Source organism: Vibrio sp. 10N.237.312.B06, from assembly GCF_041464685.1.
In the GTDB taxonomy this organism is placed as follows: Bacteria; Pseudomonadota; Gammaproteobacteria; order Enterobacterales; family Vibrionaceae; genus Vibrio; species Vibrio tasmaniensis_A.
Window position 1 is genome coordinate 1 of record NZ_JBFSPI010000052.1, and the last position, 12,931, is coordinate 12,931.

A 12,931-nucleotide genomic window follows, 5' to 3' on the forward strand; every position below is an offset into this window, starting at 1 on the left:
TAAGACTCGCTACACTGTGCGATCTAAACACCTTAAATGATAGGTGTTGGCTCATTGTAGCGGGCTTTTTTATGACAATTTTTCAACCGGAGTAAGATTAAGGTCAATATCGAATAAAATTGAAAATAGCACTTATAATTTATTTATATTTAGATACAATTCATTCCTCAAACTGATCCTGTGTTTCACGCTAATTATTGAGCAATCACTGTGAATATCGACGTTGTCCTGCTGTTAAAACAAAACCCCATCCTTCTCATTTTTGTTGTGTTATCTATTGGCCTCGCCATTGGTAAAATTCGTTTCGGTAGTCTCCAACTAGGAAATTCAATCGGTGTTCTGATTACTTCTCTTATCATGGGACATCTTGGCTTTTCCTTTAACGCCGACGCTCTCACGATTGGTTTCATGCTCTTCATTTACTGTGTAGGTATTGAAGCTGGCCCCAACTTCTTCGGTATATTCTTCAGAGACGGTAAGCATTACCTTATTCTTAGCCTCGTTGTACTTTCTACGGCTATTGCCCTTACTTATTTTTGCAGCGAATATTTAGGTCTTGGTTTCGGACTTTCCGCCGGCATGATGGCGGGAGCACTAACTGCAACACCAATATTAGTTGGTGCGCAAGATGCACTCAATTCAGGTTTAGCTGAAGTGCCAAGAAACATGGACCTGGGTCTGGTCATAGAAAACCTCTCTGTAGGTTACGCGATGGCTTATTTAGTCGGCTTAATCAGTATGATTATGTTTGCCCGCCTTATTCCAAAGCTTCAGAAAGTAAACCTACACGACTCTGCAGAACAAATAGCTCAAGAGCGTGGCCTAGGCACCTCTGGCCAGCGTAAGGTTTACTTACCCATTATCCGAGCTTATCGTGTGGGACCAGAGCTAATTACCTGGACTGATGGCAAGAACCTTCGTGAGCTTGGCATCTATCGCCAAACTGGTTGCTACATCGAGCGGATTCGACGCAATGGTATTCTTGCCCACCCTGATGGCGATGCCATTCTGCAAGAAGGCGATGAAATCGCATTAGTTGGCTTCCCTGACAGCCACGCTCGTCTTGATCCAAGTTTCCGAAACGGCAAAGAAGTTTTTGACCGTAACCTTCTCGATCTACGAATCGTTGAAGAAGAGATCGTCGTTAAAAGTGACAACATCGCGGGTAAGCGTTTATCTGACTTAAACTTATCCGAATACGGCTGTTTCCTTAATCGCGTAGTAAGAGCTCAAATTGAAATGCCGATGGACTTAAACATCGTACTTTCTAAAGGTGATGTACTGCAGGTGAGTGGTGAAAAGAGCCGTGTTCACGGCCTTGCAGAAAAAATTGGTTTCATCTCGATTCACAGCCAAATGGCCGATTTGACGGCTTTCTGTAGCTTCTTCATTTTGGGTATTTTGTTTGGTTTGATCACCATGACATTCGGACAAGTCTCATTTGGTTTAGGTAATGCCGTTGGTCTTCTTCTATCGGGCATCATGCTTGGCTTCTTACGAGCGAACCACCCTACCTTCGGTTACGTTCCTCAAGGGGCATTGAATATGGTCAAAGATCTCGGTTTGATGTTCTTTATGGTCGGTATCGGCTTGAGCGCCGGTGGTAAGATATTTGAGCATTTGACCCAAGTGGGTCCGCAAGTTATCGGGATAGCACTTATCGTGAGTGTACTACCGGTATTCTTCGCTTACCTAGTCGGCGCTTACGCACTGAAGATGAACCGAGCTTTGTTGTTTGGAGCCATCATTGGCGCACGAACCTGTGCTCCGGCGATGGACATAGTGAATGACCACGCTCGTTCAACTATCCCAGCACTGGGGTACGCGGGTACGTACGCGATAGCCAATATATTGATGACCTTAGCGGGTACTTTTATCATTATCATTAGCTAGTTTATTCAGCGTTATAACGCTTTAGATTAGATATTTTAAATGCACTAATTCATCGTTGAGTTGGTGCATTTTTTATTACTTAATCTCTTTTCTCATCCCACATCTCTATACTACTTTCCTCAAACTACAGACAAAAAATAGGCGCTCAATGAGCGCCTATTTCGTTTTAATTCGATTGTTTGAATTAGATGTCAGCTACATCAAATTCAACAGCTGTCTCAACGTCAGCTTCGTAATCAACACCATCAACACCGAAACCGAACAACTTCAAGAACTCTTCTTTGTACTCAACGTAGTCAGTCAGTTCTTTTAAGTTTTCAGTTGTGATTTGAGGCCATAGGTTACGACAATGCTCTTGAATGTCATCACGAAGTTCTAGGTCGTCTAGACGTAGACGGTTCACTTCATCAACTTCTGCTGCACTGCCATCTGCTTTGTATAAACGTTGGCTGAACATACGGAAGATCTGTTCCATACAACCTTCGTGAATGCCTTCTTCACGCATCTTCTTGAACACCATAGCGATGTAAAGAGGCATAACAGGAATAGCAGAGCTTGCTTGAGTCACAACTGACTTAAGAACAGCAACGTTCGCAGTACCACCAGTTTGGCCTAGTTTCTCGTTAAGCGCTGATGCTGCACGATCTAGATCCATCTTAGCTTTACCTAGCGCGCCATCCCAGTAGATTGGCCACGTTAGCTCAGTACCGATGTAGCTGTAAGCAACAGTCTTACAACCGTCAGCTAGAACACCCGCTTCAGAAAGTGCGTTGATCCAAAGTTCCCAATCTTCACCGCCCATTACAGTAACAGTGTCTTTGATCTCTTCTTCAGTAGCAGGCTCAACGCTTGCTTCAATGATCGCATCTTTGTTTGTATCTACCGCTGTAGATGTGTAAGTCTCACCGATAGGTTTAAGAGATGAACGAATCACTTCGCCAGTCTCTGGCATTTTACGCACTGGAGATGCCAGTGAGTACACAACCATATCGATTTGACCTAGATCTTCTTTGATCAGGTCAATTGTTTTCTGTTTAGCTTCGTTAGAGAAAGCATCGCCGTTAAGGCTTTTTGAATACAGGCCTTCTTCTTTAGCTAGCTTATCGAACGCTGCTGAGTTGTAAAAACCAGCTGTGCCCGGCTTTTTCTCAGTACCGGCTTTCTCGAAGAAAACACCGATAGTTGAAGCGCCGCCACCAAATGCAGCCGCAATACGTGAAGACAAGCCGTAGCCACTTGAAGAGCCAACAACGAGTACACGTTTAGGTGCATTTGCGATTGAGCCTTGAGCTTTTGTGTAAGCAATTTGTTCTTTTACATTAGCTTCACAACCGACTGGATGTGTTGTAGTACAGATGAATCCGCGAATTCGAGGTTTGATGATCATATTCAACTTCCTTAAAAAATCAGGTTAAGGATAAGAGTTTCGTGCGCAAATGGCATCTAATTTCTGTAAAAATGTGGTGAAAATGCAAGTGGTTGGAGCACTCAACTGATATTTGCCGACTAAGTCACCATTTGTTAACGCTTCTATTGCGACTTCTACAACAAAAACAAAAAAGGCACCTTATTAGGTGCCTTTTATCATTTCGTTATCTAAGCAACGCTATTTAGCTTAGGTTTTAACTCTTTTCGCGTCAAAGTTTCACTAAAGTCATGACTGAAGTGGTCAACTTGAATCGCTGTGTAACGCAGTTTATCAGCAGCAACAATTTGGTCGACTTCTTCTTGTGTCAGAACATCGGCAGCAAGTGCTTGAGCCAGTTTGTCTGCCAGCAACCCTTTACGAGCCACTTTGCCCTCTTTCACTGCTTTGAAGATCTTACGCTCTAGAGGCTTGATGCTGTACATCGCATTGAACGCGTTCTCCATAAGGCCAACACTATCATCCTCTTCCTTGCCGATGTAGCAAAGGTGAGTCAGACGTTCACGGTGTGCGCCCGGAGTCATCAAGCTTTCTGCTAGTTGAACTGTTAGGTTATCACTCGGTTTTTCGAAGTGGTTACCTACAGGGAAAACTAGACCTTTAAGTACTTTTCCAACCATCTTGTTCGGGAAGTTACGGTACGCTTCTTGTAACGACTTAGCCGCATTGTGGAAACAGTGTTGAACCGCGTAGTGTACGTAGTCTAGGTCAGCTTGTTGACGACCTTCGTCTTCATACTTTTTAAGTGCAGCAGACGCCATGTATAGGTAACTTAGACCATCACCCAAACGTGCAGAGATAAGCTCTTTACGTTTCAGTTCGCCACCTAGCGTCAGCATTGCGAAATCCGCACTCACTGCAAGCGCGCGGCTCAAGCGAGTCAAATCTTGGTAGTAAGGCTTCGTTGGACCACTCATGTCGGCTTTAATGAACTTAGAGCCAGTAAGTGCTGCACCAAACGCGCCAAACGTGTTTTTAGTTGCGTGTGAGATGTGCTTGAACAACAAGCTATCAAAGTCTTTTGCACCTTGCTTCTCATCTGGGTTCGCTGCCGCTTCCATTTCGCTCAATACGTATGGGTGACAACGTGTCGCACCTTGACCGAAGATCATCAGGTTACGAGTTAGAATGTTCGCACCTTCTACTGTGATAGCAACTGGAATACCTAGGTAAGGCGCAGCCAAGTAGTTCATTGGGCCATCTTGAATTGCACGACCTGAATGGATATCCATTGAGTCATTCAGAATAGTACGAGCCATCTCTGTCATGTGATACTTCGCGATAGCCGTTACGATACCCGGCTTCTCTTTCATATCAAGTGAAGTGGTTGTCAGTGTACGAGTCGCTTCTAATAGATACGTTAAACCACCAATACGGCCTAAGCTCTCTGCAACACCTTCAAATTTACCAATCGACATACCGAACTGCTTACGAACATAAGCGTATGCGCCGGTCGTTTTCGCTGTTAGGTGGCCCATCGCCGTACCAAGTGCGGGTAATGAGATACCACGACCTGCAGACAGACATTCCACCAGCATACGCCAGCCTTTACCTGCGTAATCTGCGCCACCGATTAGCCATTCCATAGGAATAAATACATCGTGACCGCGTGTTGGACCATTCATAAACGCAAGACCAAGTGGATCATGACGCTCACCAATCACAACACCTTCGTGGTCTGCCGGGATAAGCGCACAAGTGATACCAATGTCTTCTTTGTCACCCAGTAGTTTTTCTGGATCGTGCAGTTTGAAAGCCAAACCAAGTACCGTTGCCACTGGTGCTAGCGTAATGTAACGCTTGTTCCAGTTAAGCTTGATGCCTAGTGTCTCTTTACCTTCGTGCATGCCCATACACACTGTACCGACATCAGGGATACCACCCGCATCAGAACCAGCTTCAGGGCCTGTTAGTGCGAAACAAGGGATATCTGTACCGTCAGCAAGACGAGGTAGCCAGTAATCTTTTTGATCTTGAGTACCGTAGTGAGACAGCAGCTCACCAGGGCCAAGAGAGTTTGGAACCATTACCGAAACCGCGGTACTGATACTACGCGTTGCAATCTTAGTTACGATTGTAGAGTTGGCGTGCGCCGAAAATTCACGGCCGCCGTACCCTTTCGCGATAATTAGCGAGAAGAAACGCTCTTTGCGTAAGAAGTTCCACACCTCTTCAGGAAGGTCCCGGTCTTCTTTCACAATTTTGTGGTCATCAAGCATAGCGAGTAGAGTTTCCAGTTCATTGTCCATGAACGATTGCTCTTCTGCTGTCAGCTGAGGTTTTGGGTACTGGTGAAGCTTAGTGAAATCTGGTTTACCAGAAAACAGCTCTCCGTCCCACCACACGCTACCCGCTTCCATCGCTTCTTTCTCGGTGCTAGATAGGGGTGGTAGTACTTTTTTAAAGAGTTTAAAAGCTGGGTCACTTACCCATTTTTGTCTTAGAGAGCTCATAGTTCAGATCCTTTTGTTCACTATATTGTTTGTGAATGTTTTGCTTTTTATTGTTTTATTCTTTTGCTGACATGCCAGCGGCCAAATATGGAATAAGAATATCGACCACTGCCTTAGCATCTATCTTTCTGTCATAGTCATTCTCTGCAATTTCTATTAGAGCTTGGCTAGATGCCATGGTGAATACACAAGTCCCTAGAGTGAAGTGCAATCGCCAAAATAACTGTTCTTGAGTGAGGTTTGGGTTGGCTTTCATTACTGAGTTGGTAAACAAAGTCAGTACTTCGCTATAACGAGTAGTAATGAACCAACGTAAGTGACCTTGCACGTCCGTATAACCTCGGCCAATGAGTAACATAAATCGACTCGTACCATTTGGCCTTACATCATTGAGTGCCCTTAGTGGCTGTCTTAAAGACTCAAACACGTCACTCATAGAATACGTTTCGTTCAAATTTAAGTTCACTAGTGCATCTTGCAATGCTGGCATAAATGCTTCTAAGTAACGATTGAGTACCGCACGAACCAGAGTCTTCTTATCGCCAAAGTGGTAGTTCACTGAAGCAAGATTGACATTGGCTTTACTCGTAATCGTGCGTAAAGAGGTGTCATTAAAACCGTGCTCAGCAAATAAGCCTTCAGCCACATCTAAGATTTTGTCTTTGGTTGTACTTCTTGGTGCCATTTCAATCACTCGTATTAAACAACTGTTTGAAATATACGCTTAGAACATTTATTTAACAAGCAAGCAACATCACATTTTCACAAATTGGTCGTACCAGTTGTAAGCATTACGTTCTAAGCGATTGAATAGAGACGCGTTTAATTAAAAAGAGAAAATTAATGAATTTTTGGGGAACTGAAATGGTAATCGAGGGTCATAAATTAAGTAGAAAACAGAGTATTTAGATGTTTAACAGGCCGTCAAACTTGTTTCTCACTGTTTTCTTAATTACTGCATTTTCCTTATTAACTCCTATACTTGTATCCGCCCAAACCGCGTTGGTTTGGGCTTTTTTTATCTAAGATCACGGTGTTTTTTTTAGGTTAATAGTAGACACAAAAAAGCCCTCGAAACCGAAGGCTTTCATTACATTAAAGTTCAAAGCATTTCACGATCCTACTAGGCAGCATCATTTTTGATTAACTCGGCTAGCACCGAAAGATCATTGCCGAGATCAACCGAAGCTCCCATTTCCGTTGCAATACCTTCAACCACTATGGTTTGAGTATCACTGCCGCCATTGATTGGAATCGATAGTGCGATATCGTCTACATCAACAGACACTTCAATCATGCCAAGCAGCTCGGCCATTTGAGTTTCATCTTGTGGGTCTTCAAGTAGATCATTTAGGTCAATCAGATCACCGGCGCCCTCCGTATAAAGCTCAAAGTCTTTAATGATATCGGTCCCATTGTCGAGCGTAGAGTCTAGCCAAGTGAAGATGTTGTCTCCGCTATCTCCAATCAGCAGATCGTTGCCTGACTCGGCATACAAAGGTTCATTACTCGCTGCACTAATAACGTTATATTGCTGCGGTTCTTCGATATCTATGGTGACCGTCTCTACCGTGCTTTCTGCGCCATTAGAGTCGACCGCGACATAATCAAACTGCGGGTCTTCAGTTACCGCCTCGTTACCTTGGACATAGCGTAACTCCCAACTGCCCCCTGTCGATGACAACTCCATTCCAACTATCGGATTATCTGGTGATGAATAACTAAAATCATATAGAAGTTGGCTATTTCCGGTGTCTCCGGGGTCTTTCTGATACTGCTCTGTATGCGTTGTACCATCAGCAAAGGTATAGAGTACTTCAACATAAACATTACTATTGGTGTTAAATGAACCACCCAAACCATCTAGACCAAAATCAACAACCCCTAATGGATTATTTGTAAAATCGAGGACTAAGGTCTCCTGTTTGTTCATACCTCTACCATCGGTATCACCAATACCAAAACCGACATGAGACTGTTCACCTTGATACTGTTTCAAAGGCTTATTATTGTTGTCTTCAATCGTAACCGTAATCGTATTGCCGTTATCTAGGGTAATAAGTCTCTCGGTTGGCGACACCGCGACGCCCCAATTATAGAAACCATCAACGAGCTCTGGCATATCGTCAGGGTCACCACTGAAGCCCATTTCAAACATTTCTCCAGGCCCGGCAACGAAGCTGATATTGTTTGGGACAAACAACACACCGTTGTCGACGTCAGACTGCACAATTTCTCTCGTGACACCATTTTCATCGGTATACAAAAGGCTGCCGTTGGTTGGCAAACTTTCTATCCGAATATTAAGTGGAATGTCGTCATGATCATCTTCTATATCTGAGATGTAATCTGGCATGCCGCCATCTTCAGAATCGAAGAGAATAGGTATAATCGCGTCCTCATCATTAACGACCGTAAAGCTGGTCGCTTCAGGTGCGTCATTGACACCATTGATTGTTATCTCGATAACATGCTCTACACCATCGATGGCGGTGACGACATATCGCTCAATAACCGTGTCGTCATCGTTCAAGTATTGAACCGCATCGTTATCAACGACATAACTCCATGCCCCTTCAGGAGTAATCGTTAACATACCTAGTGCAAGTGCATAAGTAGATCCAACAGGGGTAAACATGCCATTAGGTTTAAATGCAGGCATGTCACTCGTGTCGACGTCAGTAATCGTTAAAGTACCAGACACCGAGAGTTCGTTGGTATCTTCATTGACATCGACGTCCTCTGTCACTTCTCCCACGTCAGAGTCACCTTCCCCAACCGTAATCTCAGATGGGTCATCGGCACCGTTGATGGTGATGGTCACTTCACTTGTGGTTCCGTCAATCGCAGTAACCGTGTAAACCTCGGTGATAAATTCATCGTCATCGAGATATTGCACATCATCGTTGTCGACGACGTAAGTCCATTCACCATCGTCGGTAATGGTCAACATACCCAACGCAGTATCATTGGTCGAACCTTCAGGATTAAACGTTCCGTTAGGTTGAAAAGCCGCGACATCGTTAGCATCAACATCGGTAATCGTCAGTGTTCCCGTCGCCATCAAGTCGTTACTCTCCGGGTCAACATCGACATCTTCCGTCACCACACCCATGTCTGAGTCACCTTCCCCAACCGTAATCTCAGATGGATCATCAGCACCGTTAATGGTGATGGTCACTTCACTTGTGGTTCCGTCAATCGCAGTCACCGTGTAAACCTCGGTGACAAATTCATCGTCATCGAGATATTGCACATCGTCGTTGTCTACGACGTAAGTCCATTCGCCATCGTCGGTAATGGTCAACATACCCAACGCAGTATCATTGGTCGAACCTTCAGGATTAAACGTTCCGTTAGGTTGAAAAGCCGCCACATCATTAGCATCAACATCGGTAATCGTCAGTGTTCCCGTCGCCATCAAGTCGTTACTCTCCGGGTCAACATCGACATCTTCCGTCACCTCCCCCATGTCTGAGTCACCTTCTCCTACGGTAATCTCGGACGGATCATCGGCACCATTGATGGTGATGGTCACTTCACTCGTGGTTCCGTCTATTGCAGTAACCGTGTAAACCTCGGTGACAAACTCATCGTCGTCAAGGTATTGCACATCGTCGTTGTCTACGACGTAAGTCCATTCGCCATCATCGGTAATGGTCAACATACCCAACGCGGTGTCATTGGTCGAACCTTCAGGATTAAACGTTCCGTTAGGTTGAAAAGCCGCAACATCGTTAGTATCAACATCGGTAATCGTCAGTGTTCCCGTCGCCATCAAGTCGTTACTCTCAGGATCAACATTTACATCCTCAGTCACTTCTCCTGTGTCTGAATCACCTTCACCAACAGTTATGTCAGATGGATCATCGGCACCGTTAATAGTGATAGTCACTTCGCTAGTGGTACCGTCACTGGCTGTCACGGTATAAACCTCAGTAACGAACTCATCGTCATCCAAGTACTGAACATCGTCGTTGTTAACTACGTAAGTCCAAGCACCATCAGGGTCGATGCTCAATACGCCTAGCTGTGATTCGTTTGTTGAACCTACGAGGTTAAACTCACCGTCAGCTGAATAGGTAGGAGTGTCGCTGTCTACATCTGTAATTACGATCTGACCAGACGTCACTAATTGATTGGTGATCTCATCTACATCAATGTCCTCAGTCACACTGCCCGAGTCATCGGTAGCGACTGCCGCATCATCAGTACCAATGATGGTGACGGTGATGACTTGTTCGCCACCGTCGGAGGTTTGCACTGTCGTCGTATCTTGAATTTGCTCGCCATCAGCAAGTTCATCAAATAGACTGTTGGCCACGAATGTCCACGAGCCATCCTCATTAACGACAAAAGACCCGAACCCATTTTCGCCTTCCACATCTTTGGCGATAAAGGTAACGTCCGGATCGTCGATGGTTAAAGCGCCCCCGGTTTCAATAGGCTCATCCTGTTCAAACTCAATAACGTTGGTTTCACCTGAAACAAGCGCAAGAGCAATGATATCGAAAAGAGCAATACTTTGCGTTTCGGACAACCCTTGAGATTCAAGTCCGTCAGTTTCAAAGTTTGTTGAAGCAAGAGTTTCAGCCCCTGTACGTTCAATCCTACCGCTGTTGGTTAGACTTGAGCCTTGCTCACCCGCGGCGGCATCAAACTCTTCACCCAATTCTGTTGGATCAAACCCTTCTTCAATAGCACGTTGAACTTGAGCGATCGCATCATCAGTGTCTATCACGTTTTGCTGACCTTGGTCATCGACAAACCGTGCAGAAACGTTTGGCACGCTCTCTTCAGTTGTTTCGACAGTGACAATGACGTCGCTAGCAGCTGGTTGCTCGCCCGGAGGCAAACGTCTAACTTGGCCTTGAGCGTCGAGCACTATAACGCCGTTCGCAAGACCTAGTATACTTAGGTTGATATTTCCCATATCCATATTCCCACTTCTGCCCAGAACACACCAAACGCGGATCCAATCCCACTCTGCGCTGTGGCTATTTCCTACAATAAATTTAGTAGTGGCATTATTGATAATCAACTCACTAAAGGCATGGGAATGCGATGCTTTTTAAATTAGTCAATAGCAATAGCGACTTACATTCAAAAAAAAACCAACAAACTTCGCATTTTTTTGCAAATGTCCTAAGCTTCGTTTAATACCATTCACTCAATTCAACGGTAAACGTAGGTTGGGAAACGGATGAGGCATTGAAAGTAGAAGGAGAGCTACTTTGAAATTGTTTAAATTATCCATAATGTGTTGCTTAGTTGCTGCAGCACCACTCGCCGCTCAAACTCTGGAACAGTCTGTGGCTATTACCCTGGCAACGAATCCAGAGATAAAAAGCATCTTTAACGAATATGTGAGCGTGAAAAAGCGTAATGACGCCTCTGGTGGGGCATACAGGCCGAGTATCGACCTTGATGCCGGTATTGGTTATGAAGGTATAAACCCTGCACCAAATAACGGTCCAGACACGGATCTAACAAGAAAGGAAGCAACGATTTCCCTCACTCAATTGCTGTGGGATGGTTCTTCGACTCTGAACGATATTGACCGTACCGCTGCAGAAGCCGAATCAGTTCGTTTGCAATTGATAGCCGATGCCGAAGACAAAGCACTGGAGGTAACACAAATATATCTCGACGCAGTAAAAGCGACTGAGGTACTGGCGCTGTCAGAAAGTAACCTTGCGATACACAAGAAAATCTATAAAGACATAAAAAAACGAGCGAGTTCAGGCATAGGTTCTACCGCAGACGTTTCGCAAGTAGAAGCTAGGATTGCAAAAGCTCATGGTAACTTATTAGCCGCCCAGAATAATTTGATCGACACACATACCCAATTTAGAAGAGTTGTAGGACAAGAACCGCTAGGTCTGATTTACCCAAGGGCCGACATATCTTGGATTCCACTGTCATTGTCAGATGCCCTAGTTGACGCTTTAGATAAACACCCTGTAATTAAAATAGCGGCGGCAGATGTCGACGCAGCACATTTTCAATATAAACAGTCCAAAGGCGTAAACTATCCTACATTCTCTATCGAAGCGTCTCAGTCATGGCGTGATGATGCAGGAGGCGATGAAGGTTCAAGTCAAGAAACGCTCGCAATGTTGAGAATGCGGTATAACTTATATAACGGTGGTGCAGACAGCGCCAATTCAGAAGCTTCTGCTTACCAACTCAATAAGGCGAAAGATCTTAGAGATCGTGCTTATCGCCAAGTCGAAGAAGGACTTCGTCTCTCATGGAGCGCCTTAGATCTCACACTGCAACAGAAAAACTTTTTATCCGACCATGTTGATTCAGCTTCAGAAACCGTTATCGCCTATGAAAAACAATACCGAATAGGGAAACGTACTCTACTTGACTTGCTCAATACTGAGAACGAACTGTTTGAAGCCCGCAAAGATTATCTGGATGCCCATTACTCGGAGCAGTACGCTAAATACCGAGTGATGAACGCTACAGGTTCTTTATTGAACGCTCTACTGGTCGACATACCAGAAGAGTGGACAACGGCCGTGGAGTATTAATGATGAAAATAACTTACTTATTACTTCCCGTATTAACGATGACTTTATTTGCCTGCTCCAATCAGCAGCGAGAAGCCTACATCGAGACGCCCGAAGCTGAACAAATTGCCGATCTACAAGACGATGATAAAGATGGTGTAGTAAACGCGCGAGATACCTGCCCTGGTACACCAGAAACATCACAAGTCGACAATGATGGCTGTGGTGAAACAATTCGAGCAGAAGAAGTACGACAGCTGAAAATACTCTTTGCTCATGACTCATTTGAAGTAAACCCAATATTTTCTAGCCAAATTAGCACCATGGCAGAGTTTCTTGAAAACTACAAAAGCGCTTCAATTGAAATCCAAGGTTACGCCAGTAAAGTGGGCTCCAACGAATACAACTTAGACTTGTCAAAGAAACGAGCAAACAATGTACAAGATGAGTTACTTTCGAATGGTATAGAACCAGAGCGCGTGAGAATTGTTGGCTATGGTGAAGAACGCTTAGAAAACGATGGTGACGATCCTACTTCACACGCACTGAATCGTAAGGTAACCGCGACCGTAGTTGGGTTAAGTGAGCAGATCGTTGAAGAGTGGACCATTTTTACCACACTAGAAAAGTAACGTGAC

Annotated in this window: 7 protein-coding genes; 3 read left to right on the forward strand and 4 right to left on the reverse strand. The window is 44.6% G+C overall.

All coding sequences use genetic code 11. The annotated features are described in order from the left end of the window. Window positions 1-210 precede the first annotated feature (210 nt). Entirely contained in the window at window positions 211-1,893 is a 1,683-nt protein-coding gene (locus AB6C75_RS14670) for an aspartate:alanine antiporter (RefSeq protein WP_012604238.1), read from the forward strand. A 184-nt stretch (window positions 1,894-2,077) separates the two neighbouring features. Here AB6C75_RS14670 and fabV read toward each other — a convergent pair whose 3' ends face one another. The 4 genes from fabV to AB6C75_RS14690 form a co-directional block, all read right to left on the reverse strand. Beyond that, window positions 2,078-3,280 (reverse strand): enoyl-ACP reductase FabV, encoded by a 1,203-nt coding sequence (gene fabV / locus AB6C75_RS14675; protein ID WP_372108050.1) that lies wholly within the window; start codon window positions 3,278-3,280, stop codon window positions 2,078-2,080. Between the two features lie 209 nt (window positions 3,281-3,489). Further along, window positions 3,490-5,772 carry an acyl-CoA dehydrogenase gene (locus AB6C75_RS14680; RefSeq protein ID WP_004734682.1) on the reverse strand — a complete coding sequence of 761 codons (2,283 nt, stop codon included), beginning with the start codon at window positions 5,770-5,772 and terminating at the stop codon, window positions 3,490-3,492. Window positions 5,773-5,827: 55 nt separating this feature from the next. Beyond that, complete coding sequence (locus AB6C75_RS14685; protein WP_009847073.1) at window positions 5,828-6,457, reverse strand: TetR/AcrR family transcriptional regulator; 630 nt, start codon at window positions 6,455-6,457, stop codon at window positions 5,828-5,830. Window positions 6,458-6,895: 438 nt separating this feature from the next. Next, window positions 6,896-10,705, reverse strand: coding sequence for a VCBS domain-containing protein (locus AB6C75_RS14690; protein ID WP_372108060.1), 3,810 nt, complete (start codon window positions 10,703-10,705; stop codon window positions 6,896-6,898). Window positions 10,706-11,006: 301 nt separating this feature from the next. Between AB6C75_RS14690 and AB6C75_RS14695 the strand changes: the two genes are divergently transcribed. Both AB6C75_RS14695 and AB6C75_RS14700 read left to right on the forward strand, forming a co-directional pair. After that, a complete protein-coding gene (locus AB6C75_RS14695) occupies window positions 11,007-12,314 on the forward strand; it encodes a TolC family outer membrane protein (protein WP_012604242.1) in 1,308 nt (435 codons plus the stop codon). After that, window positions 12,314-12,925, forward strand: a complete 612-nt coding sequence (locus AB6C75_RS14700; protein WP_032499588.1) for an OmpA family protein — start codon at window positions 12,314-12,316, stop codon at window positions 12,923-12,925. The genes AB6C75_RS14695 and AB6C75_RS14700 overlap by 1 nt, the downstream gene beginning before the upstream one ends. Window positions 12,926-12,931: the final 6 nt, after the last annotated feature.

What these genes read in the sequence shown, in the direction of transcription:
- fabV (WP_372108050.1), bottom strand. Translation starts at nt 3,280, where the DNA reads ATGATCATCAAACCTCGAATTCGCGGATTCATCTGTACTACAACACAT.
- AB6C75_RS14680 (WP_004734682.1), bottom strand. Translation starts at nt 5,772, where the DNA reads ATGAGCTCTCTAAGACAAAAATGGGTAAGTGACCCAGCTTTTAAACTC.
- AB6C75_RS14685 (WP_009847073.1), bottom strand. Translation starts at nt 6,457, where the DNA reads ATGGCACCAAGAAGTACAACCAAAGACAAAATCTTAGATGTGGCTGAA.
- AB6C75_RS14690 (WP_372108060.1), bottom strand. Translation starts at nt 10,705, where the DNA reads ATGGGAAATATCAACCTAAGTATACTAGGTCTTGCGAACGGCGTTATA.
- AB6C75_RS14700 (WP_032499588.1), top strand. Translation starts at nt 12,314, where the DNA reads ATGATGAAAATAACTTACTTATTACTTCCCGTATTAACGATGACTTTA.